A 19,565-nucleotide genomic window follows, 5' to 3' on the forward strand; every position below is an offset into this window, starting at 1 on the left:
TGCCCATGTTCTCCGTGGTCAAGGGAGAACCCACGCCCGAAGAGCTCGCTGCGCTGGCCGCCGTCGTGGCTTCCGTTGGAGTACCCCAGACGCCGGCGCCTACAAAGCCAAACGTCCGGCACTGGGTGCGCCGTCAGCAGCTGCGCCTGGAACCCACACCGGGTCCGGGCGCGTGGAAGCGCAGTCGCGGCTGATCCCGGTCCCTCGCTCGGGGCGTAAGTTCAACAACCCTTTCACGTGAGGGAAGTCGCGGTTAGGCTCTGTGGGTGACTACTGCAAACACCCCTGTACGGCCAAAGTCCGCCATCGATGCCGTTGCCGACGCCTACACAGAAAAGCTGATCGAACTCAACCCCGGTTTCGCGACCACGCTGGGCCTGCCCGGGCACGAAACCGAGTACCAGGATTTCTCGCCTGCCGGCGCAGAAGCCCACGCGGACGCGGCCCGGAAGGCGTTGGAATCGCTGGCCGCCTTGGAGCCCTCCGATGAGTCCGATGTTGTCACGCTGGACGCAATGCGCGAACGGCTCGGGCTGGAGCTGGAGATCCACGAGTCAGGCTGGGGCGCTGCCGACTTGAACAACATCGCCTCCCCCGCCCAGGACATCCGCGCCATCTTCGACCTCATGCCGACGGACACCGTTGAGCAATGGGAACACATCGCCGGGCGCGCCACCAACGTTCCCGGGGCGATTGCCGGGTACATCGAATCATTGCGATCCGCTGCCGCGGCCGGCAAAGTTGCTGCCGCCCGTCAGGTCCGTATCGTCATCGAACAGACCACCCGCTACGCGGCCGACGACGGGTTCTTCGCAAAGATGGCTGCCCAGGCCGCCATCGGCGGCTCGCCGCTTCCCGCGGCACTTCAGGACAAGCTCGACGCCGGTGCGCTGGCCGCGCGGAAAGCGTACAGTTCACTGGCCGCGTTCCTCCAGGACGAACTCCTCCCGGTTGCTCCGGAGAAGGACGCCGTGGGCCGGGAGCGCTACGCCCTGGCCTCACGATCCTTCATCGGGGCCCGCATTGATCTGGAGGAGACGTACGCCTGGGGTGTTCAGGAACTCGAGCGGCTCATCGCCGAGCAGGAGAAGGTGGCCGGGCAGATCACATCCGGCGCGTCGATTGAGGAAGCCAAGAGCATCCTGAACAACGATCCCGCACGCCGGATCAAAGGCACCGATGCCTTGAAGGCATGGATGCAGGAACTCTCGGACCGGGCTGTATCAGAGCTCGCCGATGTCCACTTCGACATCCCGGACGTCATGAAGACCCTCGAATGCATGATCGCCCCTACTGACGAAGGCGGAATCTACTACACGGGGCCCTCGGACGACTTCTCCCGCCCCGGGCGCATGTGGTGGTCCGTCCCCGCGGGCGAAGACACCTTCACTACCTGGTCCGAAACCACCACTGTGTTCCATGAAGGCGTTCCGGGCCACCACCTCCAGGTCGCCACGGCAACCTATCGCCGCGAGCTGCTCAACAACTGGCGCCGCAACGTTTGCTGGGTTTCCGGTCATGGCGAAGGCTGGGCACTGTACGCCGAGCAGCTCATGCTGGAACTTGGCTACCTCAAAGATCCGGGCGACCACATGGGAATGCTCGATGGACAACGCATGCGAGCGGCACGTGTGGTCTTCGACATCGGCGTGCACCTGGAACTGCCTGTCCCCGAACGCTGGGGTACGGGGACGTGGACGCCGGAGAAGGGCTTCGACTTCCTCAAGGCCAACCTGGACATCAGCGAAGGGCAGTTGCAATTCGAGTTCGCGCGCTACCTCGGCTGGCCGGGACAGGCGCCTTCTTACAAAGTGGGCCAGCGTCTCTGGGAGCAAATCCGTTCCGAACTCGAAACCCGGGAAGATTTCGATCTCAAGTCCTTCCACAGCAAAGCGCTGAACATCGGCTCGGTCGGTTTGGACGTGCTAAAGAAAGCGCTGCTGGGATCAACATCACAAACGCACACGGAATAACTTTTACGCACGTAACATTTCTAAACGTCCGTTCGCTATGTTATTTGACGAGCACCTACCGTGTTCCGGTGAGCACCTCATCCAACATCACCCCGACGTCTGGCAAGACCGGCTTCAGCCTGCCCAAGTGGGCAGGCTCCTTCGGCGTCCAGATCATCGCTGCCCTCATCATCGGCCTTGTCCTTGGACTTATCGCCAAGTACACGGGCAGCACCAAAGCCGCCCCCAATGGCCTTGGTGCTACCCTCCAAACCATCGGTTCCAGCTACGTCTCATTGCTGCAGACCGCCGTCGTTCCCTTGATCTTCACCGCAGTGGTGAGCTCTATCGCCAACCTGCGGCAGGTATCCAACGCCGCGCGCCTTGCGTGGAACACCCTGCTCTGGTTTGCCATCACCTCCCTGGTTTCGGTGTTGATCGGCATCGGCCTGGGCGTCCTGTTGCAGCCGGGTGCGGCCACCGGTATCACGCAGAAGGCCGAGTACGCCGGAAAGACCGGTGACTGGTGGGCGTTCCTGGTTGGCTTGTTCCCCAAGAACTTCCTCGGACTCGGGGCGAGCTCCACGGTCACCGAGAGCGCGAACGCCGCAACCACGGTCAGCACCTCCGTGAGCTTCAACGTGCTACAGATCCTGGTGATCGCCATTGCCGTCGGCATTGCCGCCCTTAAGGTCGGCAAGCAGGCCGAAGCTTTCCTGACGTTCAACGCTTCCGCCCTTGCCGTGATCCAGAAGGTCCTGTGGTGGATCATCCGCATCGCGCCGCTGGGCACCATCGGCCTGATCGGCAACGCAGTCGCAATCTACGGCTGGGACACGATCGGATCCCTCGGCAAGTTCACCGCCGCCATCTACATCGGCCTGGCGCTGGTGCTCTTCGTCCTCTACCCGGTGCTGGTACGCGTGCACGGCCTCTCCATCAAGCAGTACTTCTCCGGAGTGTGGCCAGCAGTGCAGCTGGCGTTCGTCTCCCGCTCCTCCATCGGCACGCTGCCGCTCACGCAGCGCGTCACCGAGCGGAACCTCGGCGTCCCCTCCGGATACGCATCCTTCGCAGTGCCCCTTGGCGCCACCACCAAGATGGACGGTTGCGCAGCCATCTATCCGGCCATCGCCGCAATCTTCGTGGCACAGTTCTTCGGCATCAACTTGGACTTCAGCCAGTACCTGCTCATTGTCCTGGTGTCAGTCCTCGGCTCCGCTGCGACAGCCGGCACCACCGGTGCGGTCGTCATGCTCACACTGACGCTGTCCACCCTGGGACTGCCGCTTGCCGGCGTCGGACTCCTGCTCGCCATCGACCCGATCCTGGACATGGGCCGGACTGCCGTCAACGTAGCGGGCCAGGCCCTGGTTCCGGCCATCGTGGCCAAGCGCCAAGGCATCCTCGACGAGTCGCTGTACAACGCGCCGCGCAACGGTGCCGCGTTCGCCGACGAGTTCGCCGCCAGCACCGCCGCCGAGCAGCCTGCTGACCGTAACCTCGCGGACACGAAAGCCTAGCAACCAAGGGTTTTCCTGGCCGCTGCAATCCCCTGGGGAGTTCTCCCCGGGGGATTGCACGGTTTAAGGCTGAAAGCTGGATAGGCTCGGATCATGTTGATCGTCACCTCCAATGAAATTCCAGGCCACCGCATTGACGCCGTCTTTGGCGAAGTTATGGGTCTTACCGTCCGTTCCCGTGATATTGGCTCGCAGATGCTGGCAGGGTTCCGCTCCCTCGGCGGCGGCGAACTGCCCGAGATGACCAGGGCACTCTACGAGAGCCGCCAGGAAGTGATGGCCCGCATGGTCAACGAGGCACAACAGCGTGGCGCCAATGCGATTGTGGCCATGCGCTTCGATACCTCGGAAATGGGCACCAACTGGACCGAAGTCTGCGCCTACGGCACGGCTGTGTACGTACTTCCCCTCGGCGAAGGCGAGCCGGGCGCTACGGGACAGTCCGTCTACTTGACCAAGACCACGGCGCAGCAGCCCGCATCCCCGCAACAGCCCACTTCCCCGCAACAGCCAGGCCACCCGCAGCAGGGCAGCTTCCAGCAGCCGGGGCAGTTCTAGCGTGTGACTTGAGTCCTGGTATCCCCGGGCCTCTGGTTTAGTTGTCATGTCCCGTTATCAGGGTACGGACGATGGCGTTGGAACGAGCCTGTGCCCGGGGAGGGGTGGCGCTTTGGAGCGGTAGCTGTGCCCCGTGGGTGTGCTGATCTCAAGGGTGTGCCTGGCCGACTTCGGCAATGCGGACGTTGATTTCCAACCGGGATTTTCCTTGGTGTGATTGCACCGTTCACACAGTCCTGCGCCGTTTTTCAGCTCCGTCCCACCGCTCCTTGACCAGGGGACGATGTGATCGATATGCCGGATGGGTGCGTCGCAGTAGGGCATGCGGCAGCTATCGTCGCGGGCTTCAATGAAGCGGCGCATACCATGGGGAAAGAGCCTGGCTTTGGAATCCGTGGCCACAAGCTCCCCACTGGCCGGTGCCGTGAAGAGACGGCGTAGGAACACCTCAAACGCCGGGCCTGCCCTTTCCGGCGTGGGATGCTGGGGAGTCGGACAGTGGGCAGTCGCTTGCAGCGCCCCAGCGGCCTGCGGCAGATCGAACGCCTCCGCCGGCTCCTGGCCAGCCAGTCCGACAAATTCCCGTGCCCAACCGCCGGGCACCACGCCGTAGCCCTTCAGCCGTGCTGGTTCAGCATCTCCTTGGAACAGTGTGCGGTCTGTCATGACGAGCTGTACCTCGACTTTGCCGATCCCACCAGGTGTGCCGGTGAGCCTTTCAACCAAGGTGTCCGCCATAACCTGCCCGCGTGACCGCTCATCACGCGACGAGCGCGCCGAGTCCGCGGCGTCATTCAACGCCTTGTACGCGGCTACGCCCTGGGCAACGGGCAAGAGGGCGGTGAGGATGGCCATGGTGTCAGGTGCAGGCCGAAGACTTACATGCCGTTCCGTGACAGCCCGCGCCGCACGCCGCGTCACGGAACGCGGGTCCCGCCGATAGGAGGCAGCCTTGACTGCGGCGATGATGGCGCGATCGCCGGCACCCTCAAAAGTTCCGGCGTCCGGGGCAAGCTCCTCGTCCACAGCAGCACGGTCTTCGGCAGACAAGCAAGCTGTTTCCTTGACCAGAAGCGTGGCCCGCCACTCGTTGAGCCGGCCGGTCTCCAGCGCGGCCATGGTCCGGGGCATCTCGGTCACCAGAGCTTTGGCGAGCCCGAGCAGCCGGGAGCCCTTGTTCGGAGATTCGCGGCGGGCCAAGGCCACCTGCGCCGCAACCCCTCTGCCCTGCTCGGAGGCCGGAACACCGGTCTCTGCCTGGGCTTGTCGCTGGGCAAGGTCAAAGGCCACCGCGATCTTCGCCTGAAGACCGGAAATGGCGGACTTCATATCCTCCAGCACACGCAATTGCTCAATCAGGTCACCCGCAACCGTATCAGGTCGAACAGACGTGCCCGACTGAACAGAGGTCGGGCCTGGAACAGGCAGGAGCGCCCGTGCACTACTCGCCTGCCCTGCCCTCATCCCGTCCATGCCCCAACTCTTCCAAAGGGGTCCGACATTATTAGCCGGCGGTACCCGGAAACAGCAGAAACCCGCAAGTTGCGCACAGTGCAAAGTTGCACTTAGTGTAAATAAGTGACCTCACCGCAAACCGATACGGCGTTGCCTTCAACAACCGACCCCAGCCCCTCAAGGCGTGAACTCAACAAAGCTGCCACGCGCAACTCCATTGCAACCGCAGCGCTTGAGTTACTACGCACCAAGGGGGCAGGAAACTTCACGGTTGAAGACATCGCCGCGAGTGCAGGCGTGTCGCGCCGGACCTTCTTCAACTACTTCCCCAGCCTTGAAGCGGCTCTGGCGTCCGTCGCCGATGGCTTCATGGACCACGCCCTCGAGCAGTTCCGCCTGCGCCCCGCAGACGAGTCAATCCTCGAATCAGCCCAAGCAGCCCTGATGGCACTGGCTGACCCGATGTCCGTCGCACCCATGGCCGAGCTGTTCAGCCTCACCCAGGACAACCGTTCCCTGGCCCGTTCCGAACTCGAAGCCTGGGAACACTGCACAGAGCAAATCATCGATGCCGCCCGCAACAGGCTTGGCACCGGTGTCAGCGAGCTCTACCTCCATGCCTTGGCGGGCTCCGTGATCTCCTGCGGCAAAGCGGCCATGAATGTCTGGTTCGCCCAGCGCGGACCCGATCTTTCGGCCGGGTCCCTCGCTGTCCTCCGCCAGCACCTCATCGATGCGATGGGGCTCCTGGGAGCCGGCTTCGCGCCGCCGTCGGGCGTTAATAATCCAGCGGCAGCCGCCGCACCGTCCTCCGTTCCCACCACCACAGATCGGTTCTGACATGGCCTCGTTCCTTTACCGCCTCGGCAAGTTTTCGTATCGCCGCCGCTGGTTGGTCATCTCGATATGGCTGGCGGTCCTGGTGGCCGTGGGCGGATCAGCTGCAGCGTTCCACGGAACGATGTCCAACAACTTCACCATCCCCGGGACCGAAACCCAGCGGATGGCCGACAAACTCAAAGAGGCGCTGCCTGATGCGTCGGGCGGCTCAGCGAGTGTGGCGTTCCAAGCCGGTGACTCCGGTTTCGATCAGGCCGGCAGGGATGCCGTTGCGGACGCCTTGAAGAAGCTGGAGACCCTGCCGGACGTGCAGGCAACCGTGAACCCGTTTACCACCCAGGAGCAGCTCGACAACGCCGCCGGCCAAATCGCTGCCGGTGAAGCGAAGGCCGCCGAGGGTCAGGCCCAGCTGGACGCCTCGCGCGCTCAACTGGCAGCGGGCGAAGCGCAGTTGACCGGCGCCGAGCAGCAGCTTGCCGCCGCGGGACTGACGCCCGCGCAGATTGAAGGCCAGTTGGGACAGCAGCGTGCCGAACTCGCCGCCGGGAAAGCAAAGCTCGACGCCGGTGTGAAGGAAGCGGCCGACGGCGCCACGGCTCTGGCCCTCGCCAAGCGACAACTGCAAGCATCGGAAGGCATGCGCTTCGTTTCCAGCGATAACAAAGCCGCGATCGCGCAGGTCCAGTTCAAGACCTCCATCAATGCCGTGGATCCGGCCGTCCGCAAGGAAGTCCAGGACATCGTCCACGGGGTTTCATCCGTCGGCGTCACTGCCTACGCGAGCAAGGAAATCACCGAAGACGTTTCGCAGATCTTCGGTGTGGCTGAAATTGTCGGCGTCGCAGTCGCGGCCCTTGTCCTGATCCTCATGCTCGGCACGCTGATCGCCGCCGGGCTACCGCTGGTGATGGCGCTGGTTGGCGTCGCCGTTGGTGTGGGCGGAACCTTCGCACTGACCAGCGTGATCGACATGAGCTCCATCTCCCCCATGCTCGCCCTGATGCTGGGCCTGGCCGTGGGAATCGACTACTCACTCTTCATCGTCAACCGCCACCGCAATCAGCTCCTGGCCGGAATGGACGGCGAGGAATCGGCGGCGTTGGCTACAGGCACGTCCGGCAACGCCGTGCTGTTCGCCGGCCTTACCGTCATTATTGCCTTGGCCGCTCTGGTGGTTCCCGGGCTTCCGTTCCTCGCGGTCATGGGTGTTGCTGCCGCAGCGACAGTTGCCGTCGCCGTCGTCGTGGCTTTGACACTGACACCCGCAATACTGGGCCTGATCGGCCGCCGCCTGATCTCCAAGCGGGCCTGGGCGAAGGCCGCAAAGCACAATGCCGAACCCGGCCACGAGGCCGCGGACCGCGCCCTCGACGAGAAACGCAGCACGCGTGGTTGGGGTGGGTTCGTGACGCGTCATCCGTGGGTCGCCCTGCTCGCGAGCGTTGTGCTCCTTGGCGCCCTGGCGCTGCCGGCTTCCCAACTGCGTCTGGCATTGCCCGACGGCGGTTCGGAACCGGTCGATTCCCAGGCCTTCAAGGCCTACGACCTCACCCGCGACAGCTTCGGCGAAGGCGTAACCGGGCCGATCGTCGTCGTGGCCGAATTCCCTGAAGGCCTCAGTGAGACGGACGCCAAGAACAAGCAATTCGACGTCGCGGACGAGTTGCGGAGCGTGGAGAACGTGGTCGCAGCAGTGCCCGTGGCGCTGAGTGAGGACCGCAGCACCGCCGTCTACCAGGTCATCCCCAAGGAAGGACCGGCAAGCGCCAGCACTGTCAAGGTGGTTTCAGAACTCCGGGGGAAAGGCACCGAGATCCGCCAGGACACCGGCGCCACTATCGGCCTGACCGGGCAGACAGCCGGCAACATCGACGTCTCCGCCAAGCTCGGTGCCGCACTGCCGCCGTATTTGGCGATCGTCGTCGGGCTGTCCCTGATCCTGCTCCTGCTGGTATTCCGTTCGATCGTTGTGCCTTTGCTCGCCACGGGCGGGTTCCTCCTCTCTCTCGCTGCAGCATTCGGTGCCGTGGTGGCGGTGTACCAGTGGGGCTGGCTGGGCCAGGTGTTCGACGTCGCCAACCCAGGCGCTGTCCTGAGCTTCCTGCCGATCATCCTGATCGGTGTGTTGTTTGGCCTCGCGATGGACTACCAGGTCTTCATTACATCGGGCATGCGTGAGTCCTTCATGCACGGTGAAGACGCCCGCCATGCCGTCCGAACAGGCTTCAGCCATGCAGCAGCGGTGGTCACGGCTGCCGCCATCATCATGGTCAGCGTCTTCGCGGGCTTCATCTTCAGCCACCTCACCATGGTGCGGCCCCTCGGTTTCGCCATGGCGTTCGGTGTGCTGATCGATGCCTTCGTGGTCCGCATGACCATCGTTCCGGCCATCATGTACCTCCTGGGTGAAAAGGCCTGGTGGCTACCGAAGTGGCTCCAGCGGATCCTGCCGGACGTTGACGTCGAAGGCGCCAAACTGAACCGCAGCGACCGCGGCAAGGCGAGCTCCGAGGAATTAGTCCACTAACGCTCTCTCACCAAACGCCCCCTTTTGACGATCGCTCTCTCACCTGGGGGCGTTTGGCGTTCCCTCGACACCCGCTCTACTTTCTGAACGCCACTGTCCCGTCGACCAGGGTGTTAACAGAACCACGAGAAGCACCATCTACCCTGCCTAGGCCTGCCGTCAGTGAGAGAGCGACCAGGAAAACCCGGCCATCCGTGAGAGAGCGAGCCAGAAAAACGGGTCATCGGTGAGAGAGCGTGGTATTAGGCTGGGAGGCGTGACCCGATTGATCCTTGCTTCCCAGTCCCCTGCCCGCACCAAGCTCCTCACGGAGGCGGGCATTCAACATGACGTACTTGTATCGGACGTGGACGAGGACGCGGTCCAGGCGCGCTACGGCGTGACGGATCCCCACGACACCGCCCTGCTCCTGGCCCGCGCAAAGGCCGAGGCCGTTGCTTCGCTTCCTGAGGCGGAGGGCGCCTTGGTGATCGGCTGCGATTCGGTGTTCGAGTTCGACGGCGAGTCCCACGGCAAGCCCTACACAGCCGAGGTTGCGCGCGAGCGCATGCTGCGTATGAGCGGCTCCAAGGGCGTCCTGCACACCGGGCACTGGCTGGTTGATTGCCGGGACACCGCCGTGGACGTCGACGACGACGAGACCCCCGAGGGCACGGGCGCCACCTTGGGTGCCGTCTCCAGCGCGGAAGTGCACTTCGCGGAGATGTCCCCGGAGGACATCGAAGCATACATCGCCACGGGTGAACCCCTGCACTGTGCAGGTTCGTTCACGATCGACGGCTTGGGCGGTGCGTTCATCCGCAAGGTGGACGGTGACCCGCACGCCGTCGTCGGTCTTTCCATCTCGACCCTCCGCGAACTGCTGGTCCACGCGAACGTCAGCGTCACGGAACTGTGGGCGCCGCAGACCCAAGAGACCAGTTTGTAGCAACCCTACAAAGGAACGCCGCCTCACACACGGAATCCCCCATCAATATGGGCGGAACCCTCACAATCACGCTACGCTCCTCAAGGACAGAAGGAGTCAAAAACTTGTCAGCTAACCCGGCGCAGCCCATTTCCAGCCCTCTTACCAAGGTCTTGATTGCCAACCGCGGCGAAATCGCGGTCCGCATCATCCGAGCAGCCCGGGACGAAGGCATCGCCTCCGTTGCCGTTTACGCAGACCCGGACCGGGACGCACTGCACGTCCGCCTGGCTGATGAGGCTTACTCGCTGGGTGGCAACACTGCGGCCGAGTCCTACCTTGTCATGGACAAGATCATCGACGTCGCCAAGCAGTCCGGCGCGGACGGTATCCACCCCGGCTACGGCTTCCTCGCCGAGAATGCCGAGTTTGCCGCCAAGGTCATCGACGCCGGCATCACGTGGATCGGCCCTTCACCCGAAGCCATCTCTGCTTTGGGCGACAAGGTCCAGGCCCGCCACATCGCCGAGAAGGTTGGCGCACCGCTTGTCCCGGGCACTGCCGACCCGGTCAAGGATGCAGATGAGATCCTGAAGTTCGCCGAAGAGTTCGGACTCCCCGTTGCCATCAAGGCAGCTTTCGGCGGCGGCGGCCGCGGCATCAAGGTCGCCCGGACCATGGAGGAAATCCCCGAACTCTATGAATCCGCGGTCCGCGAAGCCGTGGCAGCCTTCGGCCGTGGCGAGTGCTTCATCGAGCGCTTCCTGGACTCCCCGCGCCACGTGGAAACCCAGTGCCTGGCAGACGGCTACGGCAACGTGGTTGTGGTCTCCACCCGCGACTGCTCGCTGCAGCGCCGCAACCAGAAACTGGTGGAAGAGGCCCCCGCACCGTACCTGAGCGAAGAGCAGAACAAGCGTCTCTACGAGTCGTCCAAGGCGATCCTGAAGGAAGCCAACTACCTGGGCGCCGGCACCTGCGAGTTCCTGGTGGGCCAGGACGGCACCATCTCCTTCCTCGAAGTCAACACGCGTCTTCAGGTGGAGCACTGCGTGTCCGAGGAAGTCACGGGAATCGACCTCGTCCGCGAGCAGTTCCGCATTGCCCGCGGTGAGGCCCTTGGCTACGACGACCCCGAGGTCCGCGGCCACTCCTTCGAATTCCGCATCACGGGCGAGGATCCGGGCCGCAACTTCATGCCGGCCCCGGGCGCCATCAGCATGCTGAAGAACCCCACGGGCCCCGGCATCCGTGTTGACTCCGGCGTGGAGCAGGGCGACGTCATCAGCGGCAACTTCGACTCCATGCTGTCGAAGCTGATCGTGACGGGCTCCAGCCGTGAGCAGGCACTGCAGCGCTCCCGCCGGGCACTTGAGGAGATGGTGGTTGAAGGAATCCCCACCGTTATCCCGTTCGACCTCGCCGTTGTCACCGATCCCGATTTCGCTCCCACGGAGGGCCCATTCAAGGTCCACACCCGCTGGATCGAGACCGAGTTCGTGAACAACATCCCGGCTTGGTCTGCCAACGGCGCGGGTGCGGAAACGCCCGACGCGGGCGATCGCCAGCGCGTCGTCGTCGAGGTCGGTGGAAAGCGCCTCGAAGTGGTCCTGCCGTCCGGTTTGGGTGCCGGTGTCGCTGCAACGTCCGGCGCTTCCGGAGCCAAGGGCGGCAAGTCGAAGAAGCGTTCCCGTTCTGCGGGTGCCGCGGCTGCGGCTGCCGGTGGAGACGCGCTGACTTCCCCCATGCAGGGCACGATCGTCAAGATTGCTGCAGCCGACGGCGATGTCGTTGCCGAAGGCGACCTGATCGTGGTCCTCGAGGCCATGAAGATGGAGCAGCCCCTCACCGCCCACAAGGCCGGAACGGTCCGCGGCCTTGCAGCCCAGGCAGGCGAAACAGTCGCTGCCGGCGCAGTGATCGCCACTATCGAGGACTAACGGCAAGTACCCCTAACGACGTCGGCCCCGCACCAAACGGTGCGGGGCCGACGTCGTAATTGGGGTACTCAGGCGACGTTGTTCTCGTAGTCCGTGTCCTTGGTTTCGCGCGTGAACCACAGCGCGATGAAGGTGATCACGGCAGCAAGAGCCATGTAAACGCCCACCAGCCAGGTGCTTCCGTTGGCCACCGACCAGAGGGCGATGGCGACGAAGGACGCTGGAGCGGCACCAATCATCGAGGACAGGTTGTACGCAACCGCCGAACCGGTGTAGCGGACGTTTGCCGGGAACAGTTCAGGCAGGATGGCCGCCATGGGACCGAAGGTCAGGCCCATGAGCGTGAATCCGACAATGAGGCCGACCATCGCGGCCGCCTGGCCGGGTCCGAACATGGTGAACCAGAGTGCGCCGAAGACGAAGATGCCCGCAGTGACGCCCAGCAGGAACTTCCGGCGGCCCCACTTCTCAGCCAACGGTCCGGAGACCACCGTGAAGATGCCGAAGAAGACTACGCCGATGATCAGCATCCACAGGAAGTCGGAGCGAGGGATTCCCAGGCCGGGGACAAAGGCGGCGACCTGCTCTGCCGTCATCGGCTTCCCGGCGGCGTCAGCTGCTGCCTGGGCCCCGGCCAGCGTGGGCTTGGTGCCGTAGGACAGCGTGAACGTGGTCATGATGTAGAAGAGCACGTAGGTGGCGAGCATGATGAAGGTTCCGGCGATGACGGGCCGCCAGTGCTTCTTGAACGTCGCGCCCAACGGCAGTTTCTGGACCTTGTCCTGCTGGACCACCTTCGTGAAGGACGCGCTCTCCACCAACTTCAGGCGGACGTAGAGGCCCACGATGACCAGGACGGCGCTCAAGAGGAACGGCACACGCCAACCCCAGGCAAGGAACTGTTCCGCAGACAGTGCGGTGTTCATCCAAATGAAGATGACGTTGGCGATGATGAACCCGATGGGCGCACCCAGCTGCGGGAAAGTTCCGTAGATGGCGCGCTTGCCTTCCGGGGCGTTCTCCGTGGCAAGCAGCGCGGCCCCGGACCATTCACCACCCAGTGCCAGGCCCTGGAAGAACCTCAGGACAACAAGGAGGAGCGGCGCGAGGACGGCCCAGCCGGGGAGGGCTGCCTCAGGCAGGAGGCCGATGAGGAACGTGGCGATACCCATGGTCAACAGAGACGCGACCAGGGTGCCCTTGCGGCCGATCTTGTCACCGAAGTGGCCGAAGACCACAGCGCCGATGGGTCGGGCGAAGAAGGCGACACCGAAGATGGCGAACGCGCTGAGGAGGGCGTTGATGTCCGTGGCGTTGGGGAAGAAGAGCTTCGGGAAGACGAGGACCGACGCGGTGGCATAGGCGTAGAAGTCGTAGAACTCGATCGTCGTGCCGATCAGGCTGGCGAAGATCACCTTGCCCCGCGAGTTCACCGGCTGGGTGGACTCACCTTCCTTGGAGGGTGCAGTGGAAGACATGTGTAGTAGCAGCTTTCGTTCACGCCGGCCGATGCCCCTTGGAGCCTGTCCGGCGAAGGAATATTCGAGAGTTCAATCATAGTTCCCGGTGTCCATTGAGTGGACAACAAAGTCCACCATCCGGACGAAAGGGAAAATCTCACGTTGTGGTCCGCGCCACAACCTCACCATCGTCTCACGAGCTGGTGACTCCGGTGATAGGGAAATGTCACAGCACGTTTACAAACCGCGACGGTCCGCGAAATGCACGAAACCTACCTTGGAAGAACAACGTCCCCCACCAAGGAGGCACTCCCGTGACTGTTGACCGCACTGCAGATGAACTGGCTCCCATCCAGTCCACTGCCACTGCCGCCCCCGCCCTTGAACACCGCCCCGGCCGCTGGATCGCCAACTGGGATGCCGAAGACAAGGGACAGTGGGAAGCCGAAGGCCGGTCCATCGCCAAGCGCAATCTCTACTGGTCGATCTTCGCCGAATTCCTCGGCTTCGTCGTATGGCAGCTTTGGTCCATCGTGGTGGTCCAGCTCCCCGCAGCAGGCTTCAAGTTCGACACCAACCAGATCTTCTGGCTCATCTCCATTCCCAGCCTCGTCGGCGCCACGCTCCGCATCCCGTACACCTTCATGGTCCCGAAGTTCGGCGGCCGCAACTGGACCATCGTCTCGGCCTTGCTCCTGCTGATCCCGGCAACCGGCCTGGCGATCTGCGTCTCCAACCCGGAAACGCCTTTCGGTGTCATGCTCCTCGTCGCAGCCCTCGCCGGTTTTGGCGGCGGCAATTTCGCCAGCTCGATGGCCAACATCACTTTCTTCTACCCTGCCCGCGAAAAGGGTTGGGCGCTGGGACTGAACGCCGCGGGCGGAAACCTGGGTGCCGCCGTCGCGCAGCTTGTTGTTCCCATCGCCATCACCCTGCTGGCAGCCGGCACCGTCAACCTGCCCATGGCAGGCATCATCTGGATCCCGTTGATCCTCATCGCCGCATTCGGCGCCTGGAAGTACATGAACAACCTCACCAGCGCCAAAGGTGACATCGCCGGTTCCGTTGCGGCGCTCAAGGAGCCGCACCTGTGGATCATGGCGTTCCTCTACATCGGCACGTTCGGTTCGTTCATCGGCTTCGCCGGTGTCTTCCCCAAGCTCATCAAGGACTACTTCCCGGAGTTCTCCTCCATCCACGTCGGCGCGGTGGCGCTGTCCCTCGCCTTCCTCGGTCCCTTGTTCGGATCCCTTGCCCGGCCATACGGCGGACGCATGGCTGACCGCATGGGCGGTGCCCGGATGACGATCGCGTCCTTCGCTTCCATGGCCGTCATTACCCTGACGATGATCTGGACCCTGCCGCTGAAGAGCTTCTGGCTCTTCCTCACCCTGTTCCTCCTGCTGTTCCTTGCCAGCGGCTTCGGAAACGGCGCCACGTACCGCATGATCCCGGTCATCTTCGCAACGTCCAGCCGCGCAGCGCGCTCCGGCGCCACCAGCGCCGTCACCGGACGCCTGGCTTCTTCCTCCCTCGGCCTGATCTCCGCGATCGGTGCCTACGGCGGATTCGTGATTCCGCAGGTACTCAACGCGTCCAACTCCGCCAGCGGCTCCTATACCCCGGCGTTCTACGGATTCGTTGGAGCCTATGTGCTGATGCTCACCGTCTGCTGGGCCTTCTACATCCGCCCCGCTCGGAAGCGCAACACGATCGGACACATCTAGATGCCCAACGGCGCCGATACCCACTGCCCTTACTGCGCGCTCCAGTGCGCCATGACGCTGACCCCGGCCGCGACTGCATCCGTCGCGCCGGGGCCGGCGCCCGCGCCTGCCGCAGAGCCCTCCCAGCCCACTCCGCCCCTTGAAGTTTCCGGGCGTGATTTCCCCACCAACCGGGGCGGGCTGTGCCGCAAAGGCTGGACATCGGCGTCGTTGTTGCGCCACAACGGGCGGGTCACCGAGCCCATGCTTAAGGGTTCGGACGGCGTCCACCAGCCAATCTCCTGGGACCAGGCCCTCAGGCTCATTACGGCAGCGGTCAAGGACACTCAGCGGCAGTACGGAAACGACGCCGTCGGTGTTTTCGGCGGTGGCGGCCTCACCAACGAGAAAGCGTACATGCTGGGCAAGTTCGCCCGCCTGGCTCTTCGCACCTCGCGCATCGACTACAACGGCCGGTTCTGCATGTCTTCCGCCGCCGCTGCCGGCAACCGCGCGTTCGGCGTGGACCGCGGACTCCCCTTCCCCGTCACCGACCTCGACACCGCGTCAGTCATCCTCATGCTCGGCTCCAACGTTGCCGAAACCATGCCCCCGTTCGTCCAGCACCTCCAGGGTGCCCGCGATGCCGGCGGCTTGATCGTGGTGGACCCGCGCCGCTCGGCTACTGCCGCGTTTACGTCCGACGGCGGCGGCCTCCACTTGCAGCCGACCCCCGGAACCGATTTGGTTCTCCTTTTGGGCATCTCGCACGTCGTAGTGCACGAAGGTTTGGTGGACGCGGAATACGTGGAGAAGAACACCTCCGGCTATGCGGCCGTGGTCCGCAGCCTCTCGGCATTTTGGCCCGAGCGCGTGCAATCGATCACCGGTGTCCCTGCGACGCTCATCCGCGAAACCGCTCGCCGGTTGGCACAAGGTGCCCGCGCAGGAGGCAGCTACATCCTCAGCGGCCGGGGCGTCGAACAGCACGTGGACGGAACCGACACCGCCACCGCCGCCATCAATCTCAGCCTCCTCCTTGGCTTGCCCGGTTCCGCCCGCAGCGGCTACGGGACGCTCACCGGACAGGGCAATGGCCAAGGCGGCCGCGAGCATGGCCAGAAAGCCGACCAGCTCCCCGGCTATCGCAAAATCACCGACCCTGCCGCCCGCGCGCATATCGCCAAGGTCTGGGGCATCGAGGAGTCACTGATCCCCGGTCCCGGCCTGCCCGCCGTCGAACTTCTCACGTCGCTCGGAAAGCCCGACGGCGTCCGTTGCCTTTTCGTGCACGGCGCCAATGTGGTGGTGTCCGCGCCGGACACGAACGCCGTGACACAGGGACTTCGCAGCCTGGACTTCCTGGTGGTCTGCGACTTCTTCATGTCGGAGACGGCTTTGGAAGCGGATTTGGTGCTTCCCGTGACGCAGTGGGCGGAGGAAGAAGGAACCCTGACCAACCTTGAGGGCCGTGTGATCCGTCGCCGCCGCGCACTCACTCCTCCCCCAGGGGTCCGCAGCGAACTCTGGCTCATGTCCCGGCTTGCGGAGCTCCTGGAAGCGCCTTCCACCTTCAGCGACGATCCTGAGACGGTTTTTGAAGAACTGAGGCTGGCGTCTGCCGGTGGCATCGCGGACTACTCCGGCATCGACTACGCCATGCTCGACCGCGGGGAGGCTGCGTACTGGCCCTACCCCTCCGGCAGCTCCGGAACCCCCCGGCTTTTTGCCGACGGTTTCGCGCACCCGGGTGGCCGGGCGGTGATGGTTCCGGTGACACCGTCCAAGCGGGCCACACGCTCGTTTGCCGACGATTCACTGGCCCTTGCAACCGGCAGGCTGTTGGAGCACTACCAGTCCGGTGCCCAGACCCGCCGGGTTTCCGAGCTGTTGTCGGCGCAACCGCAGGTCCGGTTGGTTATCCACCCTGCCACTGCCGCGTCCCGGGGCATCGCGGAAGGCGACTATGCGACGGTGACCAATGAACGCGGCGAGGTCCTTTGCCGTGCCGAGCTCAGCACTGCAGTGCGTCCGGACACCGTGTTCCTGCCGTTCCACTTCCCCGGCCAGGAGAACGCCAACCGACTGACTGAGGCGGTCACGGATCCTACTTCCGGGATGCCGGAATTCAAGACCAGTCGCGTATGGGTCCGGCGGGCAACGTCCACCCCGGTTTCCCCGGTTCTTGCTGAAGCGGGACTTTCACTGCACGCCAAGGAGGCTTCATGAGCGAGCGCATTGTTGTTGTTGGATTCGGTCCGGTTGCGGCCCGGCTGGTGGACGAACTGCTCCCCGCGGTCCGCAGCGGGCTGGTCCAATTGTTGATTGTGGGCCAGGAGAACGAGGCCGCCTACAATCGCGTCATGGTGGCTGAACTCGGCGTCGGTCGGACCACCGCCGAGGCGCTGGCGATTGCTGACGAGGCCGAGTTGATGGCCGACGGCGTGGATGTCCGTTTGGGCGTCAAGGTCAGGAGGATCGACCGCGCACGGCAACAAGTGGTGCTTTCCGACGGGACTCCGGAACACTACGATCGGTTGGTCTTCGCAACGGGTTCCCGGCCCGTCATTCCCAACCTGACCGGGTTGAACCCTGATCCTGCCAGCCCCGTTCTACCCGCAGGAGTCACAGCCCTGCGCGATCTCAGGGATGCGGCAGTGCTCCGCGAAGCCGTCGCCGCCCGCAAGCGCGTAGTGGTCCTGGGCGGGGGCGTGCTGGGCCTGGAGACGGCACTTGCGGCGGCCGAGGAAGGCGCCCAGGCCACCGTGGTCCACAACGGACCCTTCCCTCTGGGCCGGAGCATCGATCGTGGCAGCGGCTCAGTCCTCACCAACAGCCTGCGCGCCGGGGGCGTCAGGATGGCCGGGAACGCCCGTTCCACCGGTGTGGAAACAGCCGGTCCCGGCGGCAGTTTCTCCGCACTGCTGCTCGACGACGGTTCTGCGATCGACGGCGACTTGCTGGTGCTCTCCTGCGGCGTCCGGCCCCGGATTGAACTGGCTGAGGGCTGCGGCCTGCCTACCGGCGCCGGGATCTTGGTGGACCACCGCCTCCGGACGTATCACGAGCCGCACATGTTCGCGATCGGCGACTGCGCCGAGGTCCGTTGCCCGGATGCCTCTTGCCTGGATTGCCGCACAGCGGGTGGTCCGGCCGGACTGGTTGGTCCCGGATGGCGTCAGGCGGAATGGCTGGCCGAATACTTGGTGGTGTTGGCGCGGGAGGGGCAGGAGGCCGCGGATTCGCTGGAGCCTCTGCCTGCCGAAAAGCCCGGCGTCGTCGTCCTGAAGGCGCGCGGCATCAACCTTTCCGTGGCAGGCGACAACCAGGCCGATCCGTGGGACGAGGAACTCCTCGAAGCAGGAGCGACCTCCGGGCGTCCGCGCCGGCAAATCTCCCAGTGGGCCGATCCCGAGCATGGGCGCTACGTCAAAATGACCACCCGCGGCGGAGTGCTGGAAGGACTCGTTGCCGTGGGAATGCCGAGGACCGCGGCCGAACTCGTGGTGTTGTTCGAGCGTGCCTCCGAACTCCCGGCGGACCGCTCGTTGCTGCTGCGCCTGGATGGTCCTGACCAGCTCGACTCCGGGGGCGCCAACAGCAACGATCCGCAACGGACCGTGTGCCGTTGCGCCGGGGTAAGCGCAGCCAGCATCGAAGAGTCGGTCCTTGAGGGCTGCGGCACGGTTGCCGAAGTTTCCAAGGCCACACGCGCCGGTACGGGCTGCGGAGGCTGCCACGAGGACATCAAGGGCCTGATCGAAAGGCATTTCCAGGCCGCGGCCGCTTAGTTCGGTCCGCGAGGTCGTCCAATTCGTGGGCTCGCTGCGCAGTGTGCCGTGCGCCCGGCACAGTGCGCAGCGCAGCCACGAAACGGCGGAATAGACTTCCGGAGTGAACATCACTGAACCCGTACCCGGCGTGCATTTCGTGGAGGGACCGGCGTCCAACTGGATCATCGTTCGCGATGCCTCGGGCTCCCCGGACAACGCCTTCCTTCTGATCGACGGCGGATACCCGGCCGACCGGGACCTGGTGCTGCGATCCATCCGGGAGCTGGGGTTGGACCCGGAAAATGCCAAGGCCATGCTCATCACGCATGGCCACGTGGACCACACCGGCTCGGCTGCATACTTCTCCAGGACCTACGGCACGCCCATCCTCTGCTCCCCGGAGGAACTCGCCCACGTGCAGGGCAAGGAAAAGCATCAGGTCACCATCGGCCAGGTGCTGGCAAGGGCATGGCGGCCACGCGTCTTCCGCTGGATGCTGCACGTGCTGAAGGCCAAGGCACTTCAGGCAGAGCCCGCTACGCTGGCTGAGGCTTGGACGCCGGAGCTGTTGGCAAGCCTCCCCGGACGTCCCGAGGCCGTCCCCGCACCCGGACACACTCCGGGTAATGTCGCCATCCTGCTCCCCGAAGCCGCAGCCATCGCGGTGGGTGACACGTTCGTCAGTGGTCATCCGATCAGCGGCAAACGTGGTCCGCAGATGCTGCACAGGATGTACCACTCGGATCCGACGGGTGCCCTCACAGCGGCACGCTCACTGAGCGACGCCCCGGCCCACGTGATCCTCCCGGGCCACGGCCCTGCGCTGCACATGCCCATGGCCGAAGCAGTAAGCGCTCTGAAAGCCTAGAGACGCGACGAGCCCGTGTCGACGGCTCCCTGCGTATTAGACGGTTCCACAACCAT

General features: G+C 64.4%; 14 protein-coding genes. 12 read left to right on the plus strand and 2 right to left on the minus strand.

The window, feature by feature from the left end; all coding sequences use genetic code 11:
- Positions 1–5: 5 nt before the first annotated feature.
- From AB0N65_RS13105 to AB0N65_RS13120, 4 genes are all read left to right on the plus strand, one after another.
- The gene (locus AB0N65_RS13105) at positions 6–194 is read left to right on the plus strand and encodes an acyl-CoA carboxylase epsilon subunit (protein ID WP_364162161.1); all 189 of its coding nucleotides are present in this window, start codon (positions 6–8) and stop codon (positions 192–194) included.
- Between the two features lie 72 nt (positions 195–266).
- Positions 267–1,973 (plus strand): DUF885 domain-containing protein, encoded by a 1,707-nt coding sequence (locus tag AB0N65_RS13110; RefSeq protein WP_364161993.1) that lies wholly within the window; start codon positions 267–269, stop codon positions 1,971–1,973.
- A gap of 68 nt (positions 1,974–2,041) precedes the next feature.
- Positions 2,042–3,475, plus strand: coding sequence for a dicarboxylate/amino acid:cation symporter (locus tag AB0N65_RS13115; protein WP_364161996.1), 1,434 nt, complete (start codon positions 2,042–2,044; stop codon positions 3,473–3,475).
- A 93-nt stretch (positions 3,476–3,568) separates the two neighbouring features.
- Complete coding sequence (locus tag AB0N65_RS13120; RefSeq protein ID WP_364161999.1) at positions 3,569–4,033, plus strand: YbjQ family protein; 465 nt, start codon at positions 3,569–3,571, stop codon at positions 4,031–4,033.
- A gap of 57 nt (positions 4,034–4,090) precedes the next feature.
- Here the strand turns inward: AB0N65_RS13120 and AB0N65_RS13125 are convergent, their stop codons facing one another.
- Positions 4,091–5,497: a DUF222 domain-containing protein gene (locus AB0N65_RS13125; RefSeq protein ID WP_364162164.1), complete on the minus strand. Its 1,407-nt coding sequence runs from the start codon at positions 5,495–5,497 to the stop codon at positions 4,091–4,093.
- A gap of 141 nt (positions 5,498–5,638) precedes the next feature.
- On the opposite strand from AB0N65_RS13125, the gene AB0N65_RS13130 reads away from it, so the two are divergent.
- The 4 genes from AB0N65_RS13130 to AB0N65_RS13145 all read left to right on the plus strand — a co-directional run bounded on the left by AB0N65_RS13130 (position 5,639) and on the right by AB0N65_RS13145 (position 11,702).
- Positions 5,639–6,328 carry a TetR family transcriptional regulator gene (locus tag AB0N65_RS13130; protein WP_364162167.1) on the plus strand — a complete coding sequence of 230 codons (690 nt, stop codon included), beginning with the start codon at positions 5,639–5,641 and terminating at the stop codon, positions 6,326–6,328.
- Between the two features lies 1 nt (position 6,329).
- On the plus strand, positions 6,330–8,855 hold the full coding sequence (locus AB0N65_RS13135) for an MMPL family transporter (RefSeq protein WP_364162002.1): 2,526 nt from the start codon (positions 6,330–6,332) through the stop codon (positions 8,853–8,855).
- A 256-nt stretch (positions 8,856–9,111) separates the two neighbouring features.
- Positions 9,112–9,783, plus strand: coding sequence for a nucleoside triphosphate pyrophosphatase (locus AB0N65_RS13140; RefSeq protein ID WP_364162005.1), 672 nt, complete (start codon positions 9,112–9,114; stop codon positions 9,781–9,783).
- 47 nt (positions 9,784–9,830) lie between these two features.
- Entirely contained in the window at positions 9,831–11,702 is a 1,872-nt protein-coding gene (locus AB0N65_RS13145) for a biotin carboxylase N-terminal domain-containing protein (RefSeq protein ID WP_364162008.1), read from the plus strand.
- A gap of 68 nt (positions 11,703–11,770) precedes the next feature.
- On the opposite strand, the gene AB0N65_RS13150 is transcribed toward AB0N65_RS13145, so the two are convergent.
- Positions 11,771–13,180, minus strand: coding sequence for an MFS transporter (locus AB0N65_RS13150; RefSeq protein WP_364162011.1), 1,410 nt, complete (start codon positions 13,178–13,180; stop codon positions 11,771–11,773).
- Between the two features lie 296 nt (positions 13,181–13,476).
- Between AB0N65_RS13150 and AB0N65_RS13155 the strand changes: the two genes are divergently transcribed.
- The 4 genes from AB0N65_RS13155 to AB0N65_RS13170 all read left to right on the plus strand — a co-directional run bounded on the left by AB0N65_RS13155 (position 13,477) and on the right by AB0N65_RS13170 (position 19,509).
- Positions 13,477–14,889: an MFS transporter gene (locus AB0N65_RS13155; RefSeq protein ID WP_364162014.1), complete on the plus strand. Its 1,413-nt coding sequence runs from the start codon at positions 13,477–13,479 to the stop codon at positions 14,887–14,889.
- Positions 14,890–17,097 carry a molybdopterin oxidoreductase family protein gene (locus AB0N65_RS13160; protein ID WP_364162017.1) on the plus strand — a complete coding sequence of 736 codons (2,208 nt, stop codon included), beginning with the start codon at positions 14,890–14,892 and terminating at the stop codon, positions 17,095–17,097.
- Positions 17,094–18,659, plus strand: coding sequence for an FAD-dependent oxidoreductase (locus AB0N65_RS13165; RefSeq protein ID WP_364162020.1), 1,566 nt, complete (start codon positions 17,094–17,096; stop codon positions 18,657–18,659). The genes AB0N65_RS13160 and AB0N65_RS13165 overlap by 4 nt, the downstream gene beginning before the upstream one ends.
- A 103-nt stretch (positions 18,660–18,762) precedes the next feature.
- Positions 18,763–19,509 (plus strand): MBL fold metallo-hydrolase, encoded by a 747-nt coding sequence (locus AB0N65_RS13170; RefSeq protein WP_364162022.1) that lies wholly within the window; start codon positions 18,763–18,765, stop codon positions 19,507–19,509.
- The last annotated feature ends 56 nt before the right edge of the window (positions 19,510–19,565 follow it).

Origin of the sequence: Paenarthrobacter sp. NPDC089322 (assembly GCF_040684895.1) — a bacterium.
Classification (GTDB): Bacteria; Actinomycetota; Actinomycetes; order Actinomycetales; family Micrococcaceae; genus Arthrobacter.

Excerpts from the sequence above, each read along its gene's own strand:
- AB0N65_RS13105 (WP_364162161.1), top strand. The coding sequence starts at position 6 with ATGTTCTCCGTGGTCAAGGGAGAACCCACGCCCGAAGAGCTCGCTGCG.
- AB0N65_RS13120 (WP_364161999.1), top strand. The coding sequence starts at position 3,569 with ATGTTGATCGTCACCTCCAATGAAATTCCAGGCCACCGCATTGACGCC.
- AB0N65_RS13125 (WP_364162164.1), bottom strand. The coding sequence starts at position 5,497 with ATGAGGGCAGGGCAGGCGAGTAGTGCACGGGCGCTCCTGCCTGTTCCA.
- AB0N65_RS13135 (WP_364162002.1), top strand. The coding sequence starts at position 6,330 with ATGGCCTCGTTCCTTTACCGCCTCGGCAAGTTTTCGTATCGCCGCCGC.
- AB0N65_RS13145 (WP_364162008.1), top strand. The coding sequence starts at position 9,831 with ATGGGCGGAACCCTCACAATCACGCTACGCTCCTCAAGGACAGAAGGA.
- AB0N65_RS13150 (WP_364162011.1), bottom strand. The coding sequence starts at position 13,180 with ATGTCTTCCACTGCACCCTCCAAGGAAGGTGAGTCCACCCAGCCGGTG.
- AB0N65_RS13160 (WP_364162017.1), top strand. The coding sequence starts at position 14,890 with ATGCCCAACGGCGCCGATACCCACTGCCCTTACTGCGCGCTCCAGTGC.
- AB0N65_RS13165 (WP_364162020.1), top strand. The coding sequence starts at position 17,094 with ATGAGCGAGCGCATTGTTGTTGTTGGATTCGGTCCGGTTGCGGCCCGG.